The organism is Yinghuangia aomiensis (assembly GCF_039542225.1).
In the GTDB taxonomy this organism is placed as follows: Bacteria; Actinomycetota; Actinomycetes; order Streptomycetales; family Streptomycetaceae; genus Yinghuangia; species Yinghuangia aomiensis.
In genome coordinates this window covers 285,454-306,060 of the sequence record NZ_BAABHS010000002.1, presented here as the reverse complement: position 1 = coordinate 306,060, position 20,607 = coordinate 285,454, and the positions used below count along the sequence as shown (strand labels likewise).

Annotated in this window: 17 protein-coding genes; 6 read left to right on the top strand and 11 right to left on the bottom strand. The window is 73.3% G+C overall.

All coding sequences use genetic code 11. The features are described from left to right. Nucleotides 1-162: 162 nt before the first annotated feature. From ABEA93_RS03790 to hutU, 5 genes are all read right to left on the bottom strand, one after another. Entirely contained in the window at nt 163-1,359 is a 1,197-nt protein-coding gene (locus ABEA93_RS03790; protein WP_345673798.1) for an acyl-CoA dehydrogenase family protein, read from the bottom strand. A gap of 156 nt (nt 1,360-1,515) precedes the next feature. Then, nucleotides 1,516-2,703 (bottom strand): imidazolonepropionase, encoded by a 1,188-nt coding sequence (gene hutI / locus ABEA93_RS03785; protein WP_345673797.1) that lies wholly within the window; start codon nt 2,701-2,703, stop codon nt 1,516-1,518. After that, nucleotides 2,700-4,037: a formimidoylglutamate deiminase gene (locus tag ABEA93_RS03780; RefSeq protein WP_345673922.1), complete on the bottom strand. Its 1,338-nt coding sequence runs from the start codon at nt 4,035-4,037 to the stop codon at nt 2,700-2,702. Before ABEA93_RS03780 ends, hutI begins: the two co-directional genes overlap by 4 nt. A 38-nt stretch (nt 4,038-4,075) precedes the next feature. Then, nucleotides 4,076-5,344 (bottom strand): allantoate amidohydrolase, encoded by a 1,269-nt coding sequence (locus tag ABEA93_RS03775; protein ID WP_345673921.1) that lies wholly within the window; start codon nt 5,342-5,344, stop codon nt 4,076-4,078. 11 nt (nt 5,345-5,355) lie between these two features. Next, nucleotides 5,356-7,071, bottom strand: a complete 1,716-nt coding sequence (gene hutU, locus ABEA93_RS03770; RefSeq protein WP_345673796.1) for a urocanate hydratase — start codon at nt 7,069-7,071, stop codon at nt 5,356-5,358. A gap of 192 nt (nt 7,072-7,263) precedes the next feature. Here hutU and ABEA93_RS03765 point away from each other — a divergent pair, with 192 nt between their 5' ends. Further along, entirely contained in the window at nt 7,264-7,581 is a 318-nt protein-coding gene (locus tag ABEA93_RS03765; protein WP_345673795.1) for a hypothetical protein, read from the top strand. On the opposite strand, the gene ABEA93_RS03760 is transcribed toward ABEA93_RS03765, so the two are convergent. After that, nucleotides 7,548-8,441 (bottom strand): MurR/RpiR family transcriptional regulator, encoded by an 894-nt coding sequence (locus tag ABEA93_RS03760; RefSeq protein ID WP_425584806.1) that lies wholly within the window; start codon nt 8,439-8,441, stop codon nt 7,548-7,550. The genes ABEA93_RS03765 and ABEA93_RS03760 overlap by 34 nt on opposite strands. Nucleotides 8,442-8,494: 53 nt before the next feature. Next, nucleotides 8,495-10,048 (bottom strand): histidine ammonia-lyase, encoded by a 1,554-nt coding sequence (gene hutH / locus ABEA93_RS03755; RefSeq protein WP_345673919.1) that lies wholly within the window; start codon nt 10,046-10,048, stop codon nt 8,495-8,497. A gap of 162 nt (nt 10,049-10,210) precedes the next feature. Here hutH and fdhD point away from each other — a divergent pair, with 162 nt between their 5' ends. Beyond that, nucleotides 10,211-11,035 carry a formate dehydrogenase accessory sulfurtransferase FdhD gene (gene fdhD / locus ABEA93_RS03750; protein ID WP_345673794.1) on the top strand — a complete coding sequence of 275 codons (825 nt, stop codon included), beginning with the start codon at nt 10,211-10,213 and terminating at the stop codon, nt 11,033-11,035. Between the two features lie 111 nt (nt 11,036-11,146). Here the strand turns inward: fdhD and ABEA93_RS03745 are convergent, their stop codons facing one another. The 4 genes from ABEA93_RS03745 to ABEA93_RS03730 form a co-directional block, all read right to left on the bottom strand. Next, nucleotides 11,147-12,946, bottom strand: coding sequence for a sensor domain-containing diguanylate cyclase (locus tag ABEA93_RS03745; protein WP_345673793.1), 1,800 nt, complete (start codon nt 12,944-12,946; stop codon nt 11,147-11,149). An 852-nt stretch (nt 12,947-13,798) separates the two neighbouring features. Beyond that, a complete protein-coding gene (locus ABEA93_RS03740; protein ID WP_345673792.1) occupies nt 13,799-14,932 on the bottom strand; it encodes an adenylate/guanylate cyclase domain-containing protein in 1,134 nt (377 codons plus the stop codon). Between the two features lie 121 nt (nt 14,933-15,053). Then, nucleotides 15,054-15,626: a PH domain-containing protein gene (locus ABEA93_RS03735; protein ID WP_345673791.1), complete on the bottom strand. Its 573-nt coding sequence runs from the start codon at nt 15,624-15,626 to the stop codon at nt 15,054-15,056. A gap of 512 nt (nt 15,627-16,138) precedes the next feature. Then, entirely contained in the window at nt 16,139-16,996 is an 858-nt protein-coding gene (locus ABEA93_RS03730; RefSeq protein WP_345673790.1) for a biotin--[acetyl-CoA-carboxylase] ligase, read from the bottom strand. A 778-nt stretch (nt 16,997-17,774) separates the two neighbouring features. Here ABEA93_RS03730 and ABEA93_RS03725 point away from each other — a divergent pair. The 4 genes from ABEA93_RS03725 (at nt 17,775) to ABEA93_RS03715 (ending at nt 20,570) form a co-directional block, all read left to right on the top strand. After that, nucleotides 17,775-19,361 (top strand): acyl-CoA carboxylase subunit beta, encoded by a 1,587-nt coding sequence (locus ABEA93_RS03725; protein ID WP_345673789.1) that lies wholly within the window; start codon nt 17,775-17,777, stop codon nt 19,359-19,361. Nucleotides 19,362-19,424: 63 nt separating this feature from the next. After that, a complete protein-coding gene (locus tag ABEA93_RS03720) occupies nt 19,425-19,622 on the top strand; it encodes an acyl-CoA carboxylase subunit epsilon (RefSeq protein WP_345673788.1) in 198 nt (65 codons plus the stop codon). Between the two features lie 120 nt (nt 19,623-19,742). Beyond that, entirely contained in the window at nt 19,743-19,862 is a 120-nt protein-coding gene (gene mmpB, locus ABEA93_RS42070; RefSeq protein ID WP_423533393.1) for a morphogenic membrane protein MmpB, read from the top strand. Between the two features lie 84 nt (nt 19,863-19,946). Further along, the gene (locus ABEA93_RS03715; RefSeq protein WP_345673787.1) at nt 19,947-20,570 is read left to right on the top strand and encodes a Maf family protein; all 624 of its coding nucleotides are present in this window, start codon (nt 19,947-19,949) and stop codon (nt 20,568-20,570) included. The last annotated feature ends 37 nt before the right edge of the window (nt 20,571-20,607 follow it).

Here is a 20,607-nt window from a genome sequence, read left to right as displayed (position 1 = left end):
GCGCGCACCGCTGTCGTTGAACCTGACGTGGTCCCCGCTCACGCGGGGGTGAGCCCGAGTTCGAAATCGAACGCCTCTACCGGGACGCACGCTTCCCACGCAGGTGGGGGAAAACGATCGCCCGGGCGCTCACGTGCAAGTGCCCGGGCGACCTCATACCTCTCAGCCGCGGAGCTTGTACTCCTCCAGCAGGCGACGCCCGATGATCATCTTCTGGATCTCGGCCGTGCCTTCGCCGATCAGCAGCATCGGGGCCTCCCGGTACAACCTCTCGATCTCGAATTCTTTCGAGAAGCCGTACCCGCCGTGGATGCGGAACGCGTCCTCCACGACCTCCTTGCAGTACTCGGAGGCGAGGTACTTGGCCATGCCGGCCTCGAGGTCGTTGCGCTCCCCCGCGTCCTTCTTGCGGGCCGCCATGACCATCATCTGGTGCGCCGCCTCGACCTTGGTGGCCATCTCGGCGAGCTTGAACTGGATGGCCTGGTGCTCGGCGAGCTGCTTGCCGAACGTCTCGCGCTGCTGCGCGTACTGCACGCCCAGTTCGAAGGCACGCTGCGCGACACCGCAGCCGCGCGAGGCGACGTTGACGCGGCCGACCTCGACGCCGTCCATCATCTGGTAGAAGCCCTTGCCCGGGACGCCGCCCAGGATCCGGTCGGCCGGGACGCGCACGCCGTCGAGCACCAGCTCGGTCGTGTCGACGCCCTTGTAGCCCATCTTGTCGATCTTGCCGGGCACGGTGAGACCCGGGCGGGTCTCGCCGAAGCCGGGCTCCTTCTCGATGAGGAACGTGGTCATGTTCCGGTAGACCGAGTCGGCGCCCTCGTCGGTCTTGGTGAGGACCGCGACAAGGTTGGACGTGCCGCCGTTCGTCAGCCACATCTTCTGGCCGTTGATCACATAGAACTCGCCGTCCTTGACCGCCTTGGTGCGGATCGCGGACACGTCCGACCCGCAGTGCGGCTCGGACATCGAGAAGGCGCCGCGGATCTCGCCCTCGGCCATCTTCGGCAGGAAGTAGTTCTTCTGCTCTTCGGTGCCGTGCTGCTTGATCATGTACGCGACGATGAAGTGCGTGTTGATGATGCCCGACACGCTCATCCAGCCGCGCGCGATCTCCTCGACGACCAGCGCGTAGGTCAGCAGGGACTCGCCGAGACCGCCGTACTCCTCGGGGATCATGAGCCCGAACAGGCCCATCTGCTTCATGCCCTCGACGATCTCCGTCGGGTACTCGTCCCGGTGCTCCAACTCGGTCGCCACCGGGATGATCTGCTTGTCCACGAAGCTGCGGACGGTCGACAGGATCTCCCGCTGGACGTCGGTCAGCCCTTCGGTCTGCGCAAGGCGGCCCACGCGGCGCCTCCTTCTCTGTAACGCGCATGTCCGGGCCGGTTCGACCGGTCCCGGCCACGCGTCTGGTCGTGAGGGTTACCGCGGAGTATCCACGAAGGTGCGGGTCCCCGGCCAGGGGGCCCCTGTCACGGCATCCCGGCAAACCCTGACGTTTTGTCAGGCTACTGCGGCACCTCCGCGCCACACGGTCCGCACCAGCGGGACGCCCGGCCGGTAGGCCAGGTGCACGTGCGACGGCGCGTCCAGCTCCACCAGGTCGGCCCGCACGCCCGGGACGATCCGGCCCACGTCGGTGCGGCGCAGGGCCGCCGCGCCGCCCGCGGTGGCCGACCACACGGCCTCGTCCGGCGTCATGCCCATCTCGCGCACCGCGATCGCGATGCAGAACGGCATGGACGTGGTGAAGCTCGACCCCGGGTTGCAGTCCGTGGACAGCGCGACGGTGGCGCCCGCGTCGATCAGCCGGCGCGCGTCCGGGTAGGCGGCGCGGGTGGAGAACTCGGCGCCGGGCAGCAGCGTGGCGACGGTGTCGGACGAGGCCAGCGCGGCGACGTCGGCGGCGTCGAGGTGCGTGCAGTGGTCCGCGGACGCCGCGCCGAGTTCCACGGCGAGCTGCACGCCGGGGCCGTGCCGCAGCTGGTTGGCGTGCACGCGCGGCACCAGGCCGCGCTTCTTGCCCGCGGTGAGGATCGCACGGGCCTGGTCGCCGTCGAAGGCGCCGCGTTCGCAGAACACGTCGACCCAGCGGGCGTGCGGGGCGCACGCGTCGAGCATGGGGCCGGTGACGAGGTCGACGTAGCCGGCCGGGTCGTCGGCGTACTCGGGGGCGACGACGTGCGCGCCGAGGTAGGTGACCTCGTCGGTGACGGCGCTCGCGAGGCGCAGGGCGCGGGCTTCGTCGTCGACGGTGAGGCCGTAGCCGGACTTGCATTCGAGGACGGTGGTGCCCTGCCGGGCGGCTTCGTCGACGAGCCGGTCGAGGTTGGCGGCCAGTTCCGCGTCGGACGCGGCGCGGGTGGCGGCGACGGTGGTGCGGATGCCGCCCGCCGCGTACGCCTGCCCGGCCATGCGGGCGGCGAATTCGGCGGTGCGGTCGCCGGCGAACACCAGGTGCGCGTGCGAGTCCACGAAGCCGGGGATGACAACGCGGCCCTGGGCGTCGTGCCGGGTGTCCGCGTCAGGGGCGGTGTCGGCGGGGCCGACCCAGGCGATCCGGCCGTCCGCCACCACGACCGCGGCGTCGTGGAGGATCCCGAGGGGGCCGGTGCCGAGGGCGGGCTCGTTGGTGACGAGGCTGCCGATGCCGGTGATCAGAATGCTGCCGGTGCTGCCGGGGGCGCTCATGCTTCTCCTCCGCCGACCACGGTCCGGATCGCGGCGGCCAGGGTGCCGGGGACGTCTTCGACGAGGGTGTGGACGCCGTCCGCGACGACCGTGCGGCCGTCGACGACGACGTGCGTGATGTCCGGCGGCGCGGCCGCGAAGACCACGGATTCGGACGCCAGGCGCGGGATCGTGCCGGCCAGGCGGACCGAGTCGAGCCCGACGGTGACGAGGTCGGCGCGGCGGCCGGGCTCGATGCGGCCGGCGTCGTCCCAGCCGAGCGACTCGTGGCCGACCCGGGTGGCCTGGGCGAGGAGCCGGGCGGTGGTGAAGTGGCCGCGGCTGCCGGTGCGGAGCCGCTCGTCGAGTTCGACGGCGCGGGCTTCTTCGAACATGTCGATGAAGGCCTGGCTGTCGGTGCCGAGGGACAGCGGGACCTGGGCGCGGGACAGTTCGCCCGCGGGGCCGATGCCGTCGGCGAGGTCGCGTTCGGTGGTCGGACACAGGCACACGCCGGAGCCGGATGCGCCGAGCAGCGCGATGTCGCGGTCGGTGAGGTGGGTGGCGTGCACGGCGGTGAAGCGGGGGCCGAGCGCGCCCGCGGCCTCGAAGACCTCGACCGGGGTGCGGCCGTAGGCCTCGAGGCAGGCGTGGTTCTCCGCGGGTTGTTCGGAGACGTGCGCGTGCAGCGGGGCGCCGCGTTCGGCGGTCCAGGCGGCGACGGTGGGGATCTGGTCGGCGGGCACGCCGCGGACCGAGTGCACGGCGGCGCCGATGCGCAGGTGGTCGGCGGGCTTGAGGGCGTCGACGCGGGCGGCCCAGCCGTCCGCGTCGCCGTCGCCGAAGCGCAGCTGGGTGCCGGTCGGCTCGGCGCCGACGCCGCCGGCGACGTAGCAGGTGTCGAGCAGGGTGATGCGGATGCCGGCTTGGCGGGCGGCCTCGGCGAGGGCGTGGCCCATCGCGTTGGGGTCGTCGTAGCGGGCGCCGCCGGGCGCGTGGTGCAGGTAGTGGAACTCGCCGACGGCGGTGATCCCGGCGAGCGCCATTTCGGCGTACACGGCGCGGGCGAGCGCGAGGTACGTGTCCGGGTCGAGCTTGCCGGCGGCCGCGTACATCAGGTCGCGCCAGGTCCAGAACGTGCCGGAGCCGGCCTGGGTGCGGCCGCGCAGCACGCGGTGGAAGGCGTGCGAGTGGGCGTTGGCGAAGCCCGGGACGGTGAGGCCGCGCCGCACCGACGCGCCCGGCGGCGGGGCCGGGACGTCGGGTCGGACGGCGGTGATGCGCCCGTCGGCGATCTCGACGACGACGTCGCGTTCGATCCCGGTGCGGGTGTGCACGATCTCGCACCAGAGCACGTCGGTGCCCGGGGCGGTCTCGCGGGTGTCGGCTTGGTTCACGCTGCGGGTCCCTCGGCGGATCGGGTGCCGTCGGCGCGGTCGGGGGTGCCGGACAGCAGGTCGGCGAGTACGTCGGCGAGTGCGTCGACGCCGGCCAGGCAGTCGGCGGCCTCCGCGAACTCCGCCGGGGAGTGCGATACCCCGGTCGGGTTGCGGACGAACACCATGGCGGTCGGGAGCGCCGCGGACAGGATGCCCGCGTCGTGGCCGGCGCCGGTGGGCAGCACGGGGGCGCCGCCCAGGTGCCCGGCGATGCGGTCGCGCAATCCGCCCGCGAATTCCACGATCGGGCTGTAGGACTCGCGGACCACCTCGACGTCGGTCCCGTCGCGTTCCGCGCGTTCCCGCGCGGCGCGGCCGATCTCGGCGACGACGGATTCGAGGACCTCTTCCTCGGGGGCGCGCGAGTCGAGCCAGCCGCGCACCAGCGAGGGGATCGCGTTGGTGCCGTTGGGTTCGACGGCGACCTTGCCGAACGTGGCGACCGCGCCGGCCAGCCTGGCCTTCTTGCGGGCGGCGAGCACGGTGGTCGCGTAGGTCAGCATCGGGTCGCGCCGGTCCTCCAGGCGCGTGGTGCCCGCGTGGTTCGCTTCGCCGCGGAAGTCGAACCGCCACCGGCCGTGCGGCCAGATGGCGGACGCGACGCCGACCGGCGCGTCGACGTCCACCAGATGGCGGCCCTGTTCGACGTGGAGTTCCACGAACGCGCCGATACGGCCGAGGAGTTCCTGGTCGGCCCCGATGCGCTCGGGGTCGTATCCGGCGCGTTCCATGGCGTCCGGGAGCCGGATGCCGTCGGCGTCGCGCAGGTCGCGGGCCGCCTCGGGGGCGAGGACGCCCGCGGCGAGGCGGGAGCCGACGCAGGCGACGCCGAACCGGGCGCCTTCCTCGTCGCCGAAGTTGACGATGGCCAGCGGGCGGCGGAACTCGGCGCCGCGTTCGATCAGCAGGTCGAAGGCGGCCAGCGAGGAGATGACGCCGAGGGGGCCGTCGTAGGCGCCGCCGTCCGGGACCGAGTCCAGGTGCGAGCCGGTGACGACCGCGTCGACGGCGTCCTCCGGCGTCCACGCCGGGTCCGCGGCGACGGCGGAACCGCCGTACCACGCCCACTGGTTGCCGTTGCGGTCGACTTCGTAGCGCAGGCCGCGGCGCTCGGCCTCGGCGCGGAACCACGCGCGGCATTCGAGGTCCGCGGCGTTCCAGGCGAACCGGCGGTAGCCGCCGGTGCGGGCGTCGCGCCCGACCGGCAGCAGGTCCCGCCACATGGCGTCGAAGGTCACGACTGCGCGCCCTCGGAGGTCGCGGAGGTCGCGGCGCCTTCGCGCATCGGGATGCGGACGCCGCGCTCGTCGGCGACGTCCGCGGCCAGGTCGTAGCCCGCGTCGACGTGCCGGATGACGCCCATGCCCGGGTCGTTGGTGAGCACCCGGCGGATCTTCTCGCCGGCGAGCTTGGTGCCGTCGGCGACGGTGACCTGGCCGGCGTGGATCGAGCGGCCGATGCCGACGCCGCCGCCGTGGTGGATCGACACCCACGACGCGCCGGACGCCACGTTGACCATGGCGTTGATCAGCGGCCAGTCGGCGATCGCGTCCGAGCCGTCGAGCATGGCCTCGGTCTCGCGGTACGGCGAGGCGACCGAGCCGCAGTCGAGGTGGTCGCGGCCGATGACCACGGGCGCGGACAGTTCGCCGCTCGCCACCATGTCGTTGAACCGTTCGCCGGCCTTGTCGCGCTCGCCGTAGCCGAGCCAGCAGATGCGTGCGGGCAGGCCCTGGAAGTGCACCTTCTCCTGTGCCATCTTGATCCAGCGGTGCAGCGACTCGTTCTCCGGGAACAGGTCGAGCACGGCGCGGTCGGTGGCGTGGATGTCCTTGGCGTCGCCGGACAGCGCGGCCCAGCGGAACGGTCCCTTGCCTTCGCAGAACAGCGGGCGGATGTATGCCGGGACGAAGCCGGGGAAGTCGAACGCGCGCTCGTAGCCGGCCAGCTTGGCCTCGCCGCGGATCGAGTTGCCGTAGTCGAACACCTCGGCGCCGCGGTCCTGGAACCCGACCATGGCCTCGACGTGCTTGGCCATCGCGTCGCGGGCGGCGGTGGTGAACTCGGCGGGCTTGGTGCGCGCGTACTCGGCCATGTCCGCGAACGCGACCCCGATCGGCAGGTAGGCGAGCGGGTCGTGCGCGCTGGTCTGGTCGGTGACGATGTCGATCGGCGCGTTCATCGCGAGCATCTGCGGGACGATCTCGGCGGCGTTGCCGAGCAGGCCGACCGACAGCGGCCGGCGCGCGTCCCGGGCCTCGGTGGCCAGGCGCAGCGCCTCGTCGATGCCGTCGGCGCGCACGTCGCAGTAGCGGTGCTCGATACGGCGCTCGATGCGCGACGGGTCGCACTCGATGCAGATCGCGACGCCGCCGTTCATGGTGACCGCGAGGGGCTGGGCGCCGCCCATGCCGCCGAGGCCTGCCGTGAGGGTGATGGTGCCTTCGAGGGTGCCGTTGAAGCGCTTGGCGGCGACCGCGGCGAAGGTCTCGTAGGTGCCCTGCAGGATGCCCTGGGTGCCGATGTAGATCCACGAACCGGCGGTCATCTGGCCGTACATGGTGAGTCCGGCGGACTCCAGGCGGCGGAACTCCTCCCAGTTGGCCCAGTCGCCGACCAGGTTGGAGTTGGCGAGCAGGACGCGCGGCGCCCACTCGTGGGTCTGCATGACGCCGACCGGGCGGCCGGACTGGACGAGGAGGGTCTCGTCGCCCTTGAGGGTCTGGAGGGTGCGGACGATGGCGTCGTAGGAGCGCCAGTCGCGCGCGGCCTTGCCGGTGCCGCCGTAGACGACCAGCTTGTCCGGGTGCTCGGCGACCTCGGGGTCGAGGTTGTTCATGAGCATCCGGAGCGCGCCCTCCTGACCCCAGCCGAGCGTGTGCAGCTCGGATCCGCGGGGTGCGCGCACGGGGCGGGCCCCGGCGGTCGATGCGGCGTTGGGCTGGGTCATGACGAGTCCCCTCCGGACGATGTGGCCTGTATAGAAATCTTCAGAACATCCGAGAGTGAATGTATCTCCTCTTCGGACCGTCGAACAGAGGGAGATCGGGTCACAGGGCTACGCTTTTTCGGGATTTAGTCCGTTTTGCCGCATGCGAAACTCGTCCCGCACGCGGCCGGCGAAAGGCCAGGCCGACGCACGATGCAACTCGAGCAGCTCATTTGGGGCCTCACCGCGCTCGGCGCGCTGGCCACCGGCGCAGCCGCGGCCTTGCTGGCATTCGGCCGCGACCGGGTGCGGGAGCCCGGCATCGCGGTGGTGATGCTGCTCACCGGCCTGCTGTTCACGGCCGGCGGCTTCCTGCTGAGCATTCCGCGCTACGCGGCCACCGGCGCCATCGCGGCGGGCAGCGCGCTGATCGGCGTCCTCGTCGGGATCGCCTGGGCCCGGGGCGGCAAGTCCCGCCCCGCGCCCCCGCCGCGCGGTCAGGCCTCGAAGAGACCCCGTTCCAGGGCCTGACGGTCGAATTCCTCCAGCCGGGCCTGCGCCCGCCCCGGCGCGATGTCGCACATCGCCTGGAGGAGCACCTGCCCGAGCAGCATCGGCGCCCCGCAGGTGTCGAACACCAGCTGCCCGGTGACCCCGGCGACCAGCACCGCGTCGGACAGCGCCGCGGCCGGCGCGAACGGCCCGTCGGCGATGGTCACGATCCGCAGGCCCACCTCCCGCGCGGTACGCAGCGCCTCGGTCAACTCGCGCGGATAGCGCGGCATCGCGAAGCACAGCAACCCCGTCGCACCCGCGGCGCGCGCCTGGTCGAGCCGGTCGGCCAGCAGCGAGCCGCCTTCGTCGAGCACCCGCACGTCCGGCAGCACCTTCGCGGCGAAGTACCCGAACCCGCGCGCCGGGGCCATGCCGGTGCGCAGGCCGAGCACCACGAGGGGACGTGAGTCCGCCAGCAGCGCGGCGGCCTTCGCCACCGGGCCGGGATCGGCGAGCTGCTCGGCGAGCCGGGTCAGGTTGGCGATCTCGGCGTGCACCGCGGACACGTACTCGTTGCGGTGCACCTCCGCCTCGGTCTCGGTCCGCACCGGCAGCCCGAGGGTGCGCAGCCGGGCGCGCAGCGCCGGATAGCCGTCGAAGCCGAGCGCGACGGCGAACCGGGTGACCGACGGCTGGCTGACCCCGGCGAGCTGCGCGACCTCGACGCTCGACAGGTACGGCGCTTCGCCCGCGTGCCGCACCAGGCAGTGCGCGATGCGGCGCTGGGTCGGGGTCAGCCGGTGCTCCTCGAACAGCGCGAGGAGCCGGGACGACGCGCTCTCGGCGGGCGCCGCGCCGGTGTCCGCGGCGTCGCCTCGTTCGGTGTTGTCGTGCACGGTGTCCACCCTGTCCCCCTCGTCCCGCTCCGCCGCTCGGTTCTGACGCCGGGTCAGGCGAGCGGGCCGGTCGCCGATTCCGCGGCGCGGACCAGCGCGCCCGAGCGTACAAACTCTTCCGCGACGGCCAGCTCCGGGGACAGGAACCGGTCGGCGTCGGGACCGGGCACGCCGGCCGCGCGAAGTGCCGCGATCACCGCGGCGGTGGCGGGCGCGGGCGCCAGGTCGCCGGACTGGGTGCGCATGTCGGTGGCGCGGGCGGCGGCGACCAGTTCGACGGCGAGGATCCGGGTGAGGTTCGCGACCGCGGTGCGCAGCTTGCGGGCCGCGCTCCAGCCCATCGAGACGTGGTCTTCCTGCATGGCCGACGACGGGATCGAGTCGACCGACGCGGGCACCGCGAGGCGCTTGCTCTCGGAGACCAGCGCGGCCTGCGTGTACTGGGCGATCATCAGGCCGGAGTCGACGCCGGGGTCGTCGGCGAGGAACGCGGGCAGGCCGTGCGAGCGCGACGGGTCGAGCAGCCGGTCGGTGCGGCGTTCGGCGATGGAGCCGAGGTCGGCGACGGCGATGGCGAGGAAGTCGAGGACGTAGGCGACGGGCGCGCCGTGGAAGTTGCCGTTCGACTCGATACGCCCGTCCTCCAGGATCACCGGGTTGTCGACGGCGGCGGCCAGTTCGCGGTCGGCGACGAGGGCGGCGTGCGCAAGGGTGTCGCGGCCGGCGCCGGCGACCTGCGGGGCGCACCGCACCGAGTAGGCGTCCTGGACCCGCGGGCGCTGGTCCTGGTGGTGCCCGGTCATGCCCGATCCGGCCAGCACCGCGAGCATGTTGGCGGCGCTGGCGGCCTGGCCGGGGTGCGGGCGGATGGCGTGCAGCGCCGGGTCGAGGACCTTGTCGGTGCCGAGCAGCGCTTCGAGGGTCATGGCCGCGGTGATGTCGGCGGCGGTGAACAGCGCGGCGAGGTCGGCGAGGGCCATGAGCAGCATGCCGAGCATGCCGTCGGTGCCGTTGATGAGGGCGAGGCCCTCCTTCTCGCGCAGCCGCACGGGGGTGAGGCCGTGTTCGGCGAGGAGGCCGGCGGCGGGGCGGACCGTGCCGTCGGGGCCTTCGGCTTCGCCTTCGCCGGTCAGCACGAGCGCGCAGTGCGACAGCGGGGCGAGGTCGCCGGAGCAGCCGAGCGAGCCGTATTCGTGCACCACCGGGGTGATCCCGGCGTTCAGGAGGTCCGCCATGGCCTGGGCGACCTCGGGGCGGACGCCGGTGCGGCCGGACGCCAGGGTCTTCAGGCGCAGCAGCATGAGCCCGCGCACGACCTCGGTCTCCACGCGCGGGCCCATGCCGGCCGCGTGCGAGCGCACCAGCGACTGCTGGAGGCGGGCCCGCAGGTCGGGGCCGATGTGCCGGGTGGCGAGGGCGCCGAAACCGGTGGACACGCCGTAGACCGGGCGCGGGGAGGCGGCCAGGTCGTCGACGACGGCGCGGCTGGTCGCCATCGCGTCGAGGGCGCGGGGCGCCAGCTCGACGCGGGCGCCGCCGCGGGCGACGGCGAGGACGTCGGCAGGCGTGAGGCCGGCGTCGGCGACGGTGACGGAAGCGCGGTGCATGTCCTTATTCACTCGGACATTATGTGCATGGATGACGACAGCGGAAGGGACGCGGTCCGGGGGATTGCGCGGCGACGCGGCATGCTGGAGGCCGGGCGGGTGCCGTTTCCGTTCCTTGCCCGCTGCCTGTTGTCGAATCCGTGCCGTCGAAGGGGCCACACCGTGGGTCGCGTGACCAGCCGCCGCAAGATCCTCCGGCTCGATGCCGGCGGCGCCGTCCGGCGCACCGACACGCTCGCCGCCGAGGAGCCGCTGGACATCCGCGTCGGCGGCCGCACGCTCACCGTCACCATGCGCACCCCCGGCGACGACTTCGACCTGGTCGCGGGCTTCCTGGTCGCGGAAGGCGTGGTGCACGCCACACGGGACGTGGCGGCGCTGCGCTACTGCGCGGGCACCGACGACGAGGGCCGCAACACCTACAACGTGGTCGACGCCGCGCTCGGACCGCACGTTCCGCCGCTCGCCCCGGGGCTGCAGCGGGGCGTGTGGACGTCGAGCGCGTGCGGCATCTGCGGCACGACGGGCGTGGAGGGGCTGCGCAAGATCGCCCCGTACGACGTCGCCGCCGACGGCCTGCGCATCGCCCCGGAGACGCTCTACGCCCTGCCCGGCCGACTGCGCGACGCGCAGCGGGTGTTCGACTCGACGGGCGGGCTGCACGCGGCGGGCCTGTTCGACGCCGCGGGCGAGCTGGTGTGCGTACGCGAAGACGTCGGGCGCCACAACGCCGTCGACAAGGTCGTCGGCTGGGCCTTGCGCGAAGGCCGCCTGCCGCTGTCCGGGCATGTGCTGATGGTGAGCGGGCGCGCGTCGTTCGAGCTGACCCAGAAGGCCGCGATGGCCGGCATCCCGCTGCTCGCCGCGGTCTCGGCCCCGTCGTCGCTCGCGGTCGAACTGGCCGAGGACGCGGGAGTGACACTGGTCGGGTTCCTGCGCGGAACGAGCGCGAACGTGTACACGCACACGGAACGCGTGGCGGCCTGAAGGCTCTTCGGGTCTTCGGGTCTTCGGGCCTTCGGGTATTCGGGCCTTCGGGTCTTGGGATGTTGGGGGGGCTTCGAGTGGCAGTCTGTCGGGCTGCCGCTCCGCGGGCTGCTATTCCGGCAGCGATGCGCCGCCGGTGAGGGCCACCGCGACGAGCGCGCGCAGCACCGGGGCCAGCCCCTGCACCGGCAGGCTCATGTCGTCGGTGAACACTTCGACGAGCCAGCCGCCCGCGGCGTTCGTCCCGCCCGCGACGACCATCGCCTTGTAGCCGCCCACCAGCAGCAGGTCTTCTTCGGACGGGTCGTTGCCCGGATCCCCCGCCTGCTGCACGAAGCCGCCGCCCTGCACGGCCTCGGCCGATGCCGGGTAGGCGGCCAGGTCGTGTTCGGCGGTCGCCGCCTCGTAGCGGGCGCGGGCCGCGTTCGGCGAGCCGGTCATGCGGTGGATCGAGTAGCGGACGGTACGCAGGCTGCGGCCGTGCGGCGGCACGTAGGAGATCCACCAGGCCACCCCGTCGAGCATGCGCGCGAACGTGTCCGCGACGATCTCCAGGCGGCCGAGCGTGTCGGCGCGGTGCACGCGCCCCGGTTCGCGTTCGTCGAGCGCGCCGAGGACGGCGGCGAGCAGGCGCCCCGGGTCGGCGTTGTGCAGGGCGCCGCGGAACCGGCGGCGGTCCCGGTGCGGTGCCCCGGCGGGCTGTTCGGGCAGCGGCCCGGCACTGTCGTCCCCGGCGAGCGACACCGTCAGGTCGGGCGGTTGGCCGCGGCCGGCCACCACCGGGTGGATCGCCCGGCTGCCCTTGGCCCGGTACTGCGCGGCGTCGGCGAGCCGGAACAGTCGGTCGGCGCTGGTCACCGGACCGACCGGGTCGCCCGTCGAGGCGACGCCGCAGGCCACCCCGTCGCCGTCGTGCATGCGCAGCGCGCGGCGGCAGAGTTCCTCGGCCACCGCGACCACCTCGTCCGGACCGAACCCCTCGGCCAGCACGCAGAATTCGTCACCGCCGAGACGCGCGGCCATGGACCCGGGCAGCATCGCGCTGCAGGCGGAGAGCTGGTCGGCGAACCGTTCCAGAAGCCGGTCGCCGACGTCGTGCCCGCGCTCGTCGTTGAGCCGCTTGAGGCCGTTCACGTCGCACACGATCAAGCTGACGACGGTGCCGTCGCGGTAGTGCCGGGCCATCGCCGCGTCCAAACGGGCGTCGATGGCACGGCGGTTCGCCAGACCGGTGAGCGGGTCGGTGAACGCGAGCTTCTCGATGCGCTGGTAGTGCTCGGCCTGCGCGAGGCCCGCGGAGATCTGCGCGGCGAGCACCGCGGCGAACTCGGCGTCCACGGCGTCGAACCGCGGCTGGTCGGCGCGGCGGGCCAGGTACAGCTCGCCCCACACGCGACCTTCGACCATGATCGGCGCGACCATGCAGCCGTGCCGCCCGCGGCGGCGCAGGGCGACGACGCGTTCGTGGTCGGAGTCTTTGTCGTCGACGGTGTTCGACCAGGTGGTCGGCCAGACGGCAGGGTCGATGATCTCGGGGAAGTCGGTGACGGCGTAGGTCTCGGCGTCAGGCAGCGCCTCCTCGCCCTCGGCGAGGTCGCCGTCGTTGACCAGCACCCGCAGGCGGCCGGAGTCGCGCTCCCAGACGGAGACGGACGCCAGCGTGGCATGCATCGCGACGCGCGCTTGGCGGGCGCTGATGCGGACCACGTCCATGAGGGTGTGCGCGGTGGCGAGGGCTTTGGCCAGCTCCATGACGGCGTGCAGCCGACGGGCGGCTTCGGGGACGGGGGGTTCCTGGGCGGCTTGGGGAGCCTCGGCGGGCGCGGGGGCGGCGTCTGCGGCGGTCGCCGAGTCGCCGGAATCCGGCCGGTCGTCCTTGTGCCGATCCGCGCGCGCTACGACTTTCCTCACCTCGCCCTCCGAATCGGTACGGGCGGCCGTCGCCGCAGGCCGGGCGCCCGGTAGGGCGGTTCCGGACGGACAGCGGGCCGCTGTACAGCCCCGCCTGACATCACTCAGGGTATGTCGCTATTTGCCGGTTTCGCAGCAGAAAGAGAGCGCAAAATGTCAGCGCTGCGTCACAACACGAACACATTCCGCGGGCGTATCCGGAATCCCCCTCCGACGCCTCGCGACCATGCCGGGGAGCCGGCGGACACCGCTTTCGGCGGCATCCCGCATCCCCGGGGACCCTCCCTCCGCGCTGCTGGCACCTTACCCCTCCGTACGGTCCGACGGCGCAGTCTTGGCCACGCCACGTGTTTGCACCGTCGCAGACCGCCCCGACATTTGGAGGGATGCGGTGAATGTCTGGACGGCCCGCGCTTGCTTCGGCCCGACTGCCACAACCGGCCCCCGACCCGAGCACCGCCACATTGGGCACCGCCCCCGCCCGATCGGCCCGGCGGCGGACAATGCGCGACGCGGGGAACACGGTCGCGGAGGGGACTGACACGGGGGCGGTGGGGGCTCCGGGGCCTCGGTCGTCCAGTGGGCCGAGACGGTAGGCGCGCTGCGGGGTTCGGGGCGGCAACTCCTGGCCGGCGGACACGTTGCGGAGTGCGGGGCAGCTGCCGGCGGTGGTCCACCCGGCACCCCACGGCCGTGAGCGGTGATGGCCTGCTCCCGCGCACTTCCCCCTCGACAACCTCCGCCGCGGCCTCGACACCAGAACCGGTGCCGTCGCCGTTGCCCGGCAGGCGACCGCCCGCGTCGGTCGGGCGATGGTGCCCTCGCGACGCGGGCGGTTGCGGCTGTCCGTGCTCAGCTCACCGGGCCCGCCTGGTCCGGTATGGCCGACTCGTCGTCGCCGGAGTCGACGGCGGCTTCCTGGTGGCGCTGGACCGTCCAGGGTTCGACCAGGCCGAGGCCGCGCACGGGGCGGCGCCACATCGGCTGGAGGTCGAAGGCCGGGTCGTCGCCGAGGGCGGCGGCCAGGTCGCGGTCGATGACGACGGTGTTCTTGGGGGCCAGCGCGGTGAGGCGGCTGGCCAGGTTGACCGTCGTACCGAACACGTCGCCCATCCGCGACAGGACCTGCCCGTAGGCGATACCGACGCGGAGTTCGGGCATCATGCCCTGCTCGCGCATCACCTCGACCATCCGCAGGCCGAGTTCGACCGCGCTGTCCGGCTTGAACGCGACGAACAGCACCTCGTCGCCGAGCGTCTTGACCAGCCGCCCGCCGAGCGACGTCACGACATCCGCCGCCGCGGCCTCGAACGTCTCCACGAGCCGCCCGAGTTCCGCCTCCGACAGACTGCGCGACAGCCGGGTGAAGCCGACCAGGTCGGCGAACCCGACGGCGAGCCGCTGCCCGACGGTGTTGTGGTCGGTCAGCGATTCCATCGCGCGGGTGGTCGACGCGGCCAAATGGCGGCGCCACGCGTACAGCACGAGCGGCTCGAGCTGCGGCATGACGTCGCCCGCCGCGCCCGCGACCTGCTCGCTGCGCACGCCGGTCAGCTCGCCGCCGATGTACTCGACCCAGGCCTCGGTCTGCCATTCGGCGAACCGGGCCATCGTCTGGCCGACCGAACGGACGAACTGCGCGGCGACCGGTTCGGGCAGCAGCCCGGAGCCGATCAGGTCCAGCAAGTGGCTCAGCGCCTCGACGTCGGCGTCGGTGAAGGCGCGGGCGGGACCGAAGTCCGGGAACCCGAGCCCGCGCCACAGACGCCGGGCTTCCTCCAACGGGATGCCGACCATCTGCGCGACTTGGCCGGACGTGTAGCGGCGGGGTGCGCCGAGAACCAGTTCCTCCATGTCGGCGATCGAATGCTGGACGGCCTCGGCGTCGTCGAGGTCCGGCAGCGCTATGTGATGGTCGTTCCGATCGTCGGCCGGGGTCTTCCGGCCGTCGATCCGGTGCCCTTCTCGGGCCCGTTCCTCGGGCATGCGCTCCACCGTGGGGTCCGGGTGACTCGTCAGGCCCACCCTACGTGTCCGGCATCACACGGGTCAGCCGGTGTCCGTGTTGCGATACGGCAAGCCGTGCTGTACGGAAGCGTACGGACGCTCAACCGCCTTCCCACCACCGGTCTTCCGAGGCCGAACACCCGGCGTGGAACTCCGCGTCGCGCGCCAGGTCGACGTGCCGCCACAGCCGCGCCTGGACGTCCGCGACGCGCGGCAGCCCGGGCAGGTCGACGGGCTCCCGGTCGCCCTCGGGGACGACGGTGAGGGTGCCGATGCCGAGGGTGCGTTCGACGACGCCGTCCTGGCGGGTGAGGAGGTCGGCGATCCGGGCGAGCGGGATGGCGCGGACCTGCTGCCGGAAGACGCCGGTGCGGAGCAGCAGGCGGCCGTCGGCGACCTCGTAGCGCGTGGTCAGCCAGCGCAGCCATGGCAGCACCGCCCACCGCACGATCGCCACCGCGGCCACGCACAGCACCGCGAGCCGGAACCACGTCCGTCCGGCCCGGTCGGGCGCGATCCCGGCGAGGAACGCGGCGGCACCGACGTCCACGAACAACACCACGGCGGGCAGCACGAGCACCCGCCAGTGCTCGCGCAGCACCAGCGGCCCGGCCGCCACGGCGGGCGGCGGCGCGTCGGCCCCCTGAGGTACCCCTCCACGCGGACGCAGCACCGTTTCACCTCCCCGACATCGGCCGACCGCTCTGATCCACGGGAGTGAATTGTCCGCCGCGCGACGCCGATCGCCGCGACGCCACGCGGGTGCGGCGAAGGACGAGCGGGTGGGGTGCGGGGAGGCGGCGGGAGCGCGCGGGCTTGGCGGGACCGGGCGGCCCGCGCGATGGCCACGGCGCCACGCGGGTGAGGCGCGGGGACGAGGAGTGCCGTGCGCTCGGCCTGTGGTGATCGCGCGGGCTCGGCCGGACTCCGCGGCCGATCGGCGCGGGTGCGGAGTGAAGTCCTCGCGGCGGGGTTTCGGTGTGCGGGCCCAGGGCTGCGGTCGTTCGCGCCCGGACGCAGCACGGGGCGAGGCCCCGGCAGCAGCGTCCGCGGCGTGGGCGCGGTGGGGTGGTCCTCAGCCAGAGACGGGTCCGCGGAGTTCGGGCTCGTGGAAACGGCGGCCGCCGGGCCGGGACCCGGCCTCCCGACGCCGTGGCGGCGGCCGGCCGAGCGCCCGGCCCGTCGTCAGACCTGCGGGGCCTCGTCCGCCGGGCGGACGTGGACGACGTCGCCGGCGCCGACCGGTTCGGGGCCGTCGGGGCCTGCGACGACGAGGCGGCCGTCGTCGTCGATGCCCGTGGCGGTGCCGACGAGGGTGCGGCCGGCCGGGAGCTGGACGCGGACGCGGCGGCCGATGGTGGCGCACGTGTCGGTGTACGCGGCCAGGAGGCCGCTCGCGCGGGCGTCGCCGCCGGCCTCGCGCCAGCGCACGTACCAGTCCTCGAACTCGCGCAGCAGCGCGCGCAGCAGCGGGTCGCGGTCGGTGGTGATCGAGCCCGCGAGGGCGAGCGAGGTCGCGGTGGGCACGGGGAGTTCGTCCTCGGCCAGGGTCACGTTGAGGCCGATGCCGACGACGACGCCCTCGCCCGCGCGTTCCGCGAGGATCCCGGCGAGCTTGCGTTCGCCGACGAGCAGGTCGTTGGGCCACTTGAGCCGGACGTCGATGCCGCCCGCCCGCGACATGGCCCGCGCCGCGGCGACACCGGTGAGCAGCGGCAGCCAGCCCCAGCGCTGGACCGGCACGTCCACCGGCTTGAGCAGCATGGACAGGAACAGCCCGGACCGCGGCGGCGCCGTCCACGTGCGGTCGAGCCGGCCGCGTCCGGCGGTCTGCGATTCGGCGACCACGACGAGCCCCTCGGCCTCACCCGACCGCGCCGCGACGTCGGCGTTCGACGACCCGGTCTCCGGCAGCACCACCACGTCGCGCCACAGTCCGCCGCCGCGCACCAAGGCCCGCTGCAACTCGCGCTCCCGCAGCGGCGGCCGCTCGAGATCGGTCCACGGCGAAGGCTGGGGCACGTCGGCAGATCCACTCGTCATGCCCCCACCCTAGGCGCCTCCCCCCGGACACCCGGGCCCCCGCGCCGACACCGGAACCGGGCCCGCGGGCCGGTGCCCGGCCGACCGACGGAGCCGAGCCAAGACCCGGGCGCACACCCGAGCGCGTGCGGGTGCGGCCACACGCCGCACAAGCCACCACCCCGGGCGGACAAGCACAGCCCGCGCCCACCGGGATCGTCGCGCCTGGGACGGCCGCAGAGCGTCCGCGCAGGTGGAGGCTGCCGCCACGCCGCATCACCGCCCGGCCCCGCCGAAGCCGCCGGCGTTTCGCGCGACTGCTCGGCGCACGGCGGCCCCCACGCGGCCCCAGCCGCTGCCCAGTCCGCCCACCGCGCCGTGACCAGCCCCGAAACGCCACCCGTCTCACGACGCATCCGCCCGCTCGGCTCGCCCCGCGTCCGTGTGCGTCATGGCCTCGCCGGTGGGCCCGGACCCGCCGGGGGGTTGGTCGCCGAGGGCGAGACGGCAAATGTCGGCGAGGAGGGGACGACGAGGACGGCGGGGCGGCTCGTCCCGCGTGCGCGGTGGTGGCCACGAGGACGGCGCCGCCCGAGGGCCGGTCGGCAGGGTCGTGCCCTGCGCCCGCCCCCACCCCGGCCGACCCCGTGACCACGCCGCCCCCGATCCCCCCACCACCACGACTGGGGCGCGCATCACTTCCTCCCCCGATTCCCTTTACGCCGGGCCGGTGAGAACGTGTTTCGGGCCGCGGCTACGCTACGGATCGCCGCTGTTCGACTTGACAGGAGCCCGTTCAATGGACCCGGTACAGGGCGATCCCGACATCCACACCACGGCCGGCAAGCTCGCCGACCTCCGGCGCCGCATCGACGAGGCCGTGCACGCAGGCTCGGCCCGTGCCGTCGAGAAGCAGCACGCCAAGGGCAAGATGACCGCCCGCGAGCGCATCGAGTACCTCCTCGACGAGGGCTCGTTCGTCGAGCTGGACGAGTTCGCCCGGCACCGCTCGACCAACTTCGGCCTGGAGAAAAACCGCCCCTACGGCGACGGCGTCGTGACCGGCTACGGCACGATCGAAGGCCGCCAGGTGTGCGTCTTCTCGCAGGACGTCACGATCTACGGCGGCTCGCTCGGCGAGGTCTACGGCGAGAAGATCGTCAAGGTCCTCGACCTGGCGATCAAGACCGGCTGCCCGATCATCGGCATCAACGAGGGCGGCGGCGCGCGCATCCAGGAAGGCGTCGTCTCGCTCGGCCTGTACGGCGAGATCTTCCGCCGCAACGTGATCGCGTCCGGCGTCATCCCGCAGATCTCGCTGATCATGGGCGCCGCGGCCGGCGGCCACGTGTACTCCCCCGCGCTGACCGACTTCATCGTGATGGTCGACCAGACCTCGCAGATGTTCATCACCGGCCCCGACGTCATCAAGACGGTCACCGGCGAGGACGTCTCGATGGAGGACCTGGGCGGCGCCCGCACGCACAACACCAAGTCCGGCAACGCCCACTACATGGGCGGCGACGAGAAGGACGCCCTCGACTACGTCAAGGGCCTGCTGTCGTACCTGCCGAGCAACAACCTCGAAGAGGCCCCGGCCTACCCCGAGGTCGCCGACCTGGAGACCAGCGAGTTCGACCTCGAGCTCGACACGCTGATCCCGGACTCCGCGAACCAGCCGTACGACATGCACAAGGTCATCGAGCACGTGCTCGACGACGCCGAGTTCCAGGAAGTCCAGCCGCTGTTCGCGCCGAACATCCTGGTCGGCTTCGGCCGCGTCGAGGGCCGCAGCGTCGGCATCGTGGCGAACCAGCCGATGCAGTTCGCGGGCACGCTGGACATCGACGCGTCGGAGAAGGCCGCACGGTTCGTGCGCACCTGCGACGCGTTCAACATCCCGGTGCTGACCTTCGTCGACGTGCCGGGCTTCCTGCCGGGCACCGACCAGGAGTGGACCGGCATCATCCGGCGCGGCGCGAAGCTGATCTACGCGTACGCCGAGGCCACCGTCCCGCTGGTCACGGTGATCACCCGCAAGGCCTACGGCGGCGCCTACGACGTCATGGGCTCCAAGCACTTGGGCGCGGACGTCAACCTCGCGTGGCCGACCGCGCAGATCGCGGTCATGGGCGCGCAGGGCGCGGCGAACATCGTGTACCGCAAGGAGCTGGCCGCGTCGGAGGACCCGGACGCGCGCCGCGCCGAGCTGATCCAGGAGTACGAGGACACGCTCTGCAACCCGTACATCGCGGCCGAGCGCGGCTACGTCGACGCGGTCGTCATGCCGTCGTCGACCCGCGCCCACGTGGTGAAGGCGCTGCGGGCGCTGCGCGGCAAGCGGGAGACCCTGCCGCCGAAGAAGCACGGCAACATCCCGCTGTAACCGGCTGTGATCGGCTGCCGCCGGGCCCCCGCGGGTCAGGCGGCAGCCGGCGAAGGAGTTTCCGTGATCAAGATCGTTCGGGGTGAGCCGACGCCCGAGGAACTCGCGGCGATCGTCACCGTCATCGCCGCGAAGGCGGCGGGCGGCGGGGCGGTGGAGGCATCCGCGCCCCCGTCGGAGTGGAACGCCCCCGCGCGGCTCGTCCGCACGCCGCTGCGCCCGGGTCCGGGCGCGTGGCAGGCGAGCGGCTGGGCTCGCTGACCGCTGCTCCGCAGCCCGGGTGCCGGCCGGTACCCGGGCCCGGTGCGGCACCCGGGTGAGCCGGGATTTGAGTACCGGTACTCAATCGCGCGGGCGCCGCGCGGACCGACGATGGTCCGCATGCGCCGCACCCGTGAAGAGCCGCCGGAGGAATTGCGACGCGCCGTGGCCCAGCTGCGGCGCGTCGTGCTGTTGCTGCCGGTCTGCGTCGTGGTGGTGCTCGCGCTGCTGGCGTTGTGACCCGAGCCCCGTACACGTCCGCGCCCGGATCCGAAGCTGCGGACCCCGGCCCGCCGGCCCGCGCGGGTCGGATACGTTGGCCGCATGTCTTCCCCCGCGCCCGCGCCGCAGTCCGCCGCCCGCCCGCTGGTTCTGGCGTCCCAGTCGCCGGCGCGCCTCGGACTGCTGCGCGCCGCGGGCCTGGACCCGAAGGTGCGGGTCAGCGGTGTGGACGAGGACGCGCTGACCGCCGCTACCCCGTCCGACCTCGCGCTCGTGCTCGCCCAGGCGAAGGCCCGCGTGGTCGCGGCCGAGTGCACCGGCGGCGAACTCGTCGTGGGCTGCGACTCGGTCCTGGAACTCGACGGCGAGGCGCTGGGCAAGCCCGCGTCCCCGGAGGCGGCGGTCGCGCGCTGGCACGCGATGCGCGGGCGCGAAGGCGTCCTGGTGACCGGGCACTGCGTGATCGACACCGCGGCGGGCACCGAGGCGTCCGCGATCTGCGGGACGGTGGTGCGGTTCGGCACCCCGACCGACGCGGAGATCGAGGCCTACGTGGCGTCCGGCGAACCGCTGCGTGTCGCGGGTGCGTTCACCCTCGACGGCCGGTCGGCGCCGTTCGTCGACGGCATCGACGGGGACCCCGGCAACGTCATCGGCCTGTCGCTGCCGCTGCTGCGCAGGCTGCTCGCGGAACTCGGCGTGGGCATCACCGACCTGTGGGCGTGACCGTCCGACCCGCGGCGGGCACCTGACACCGCATCAC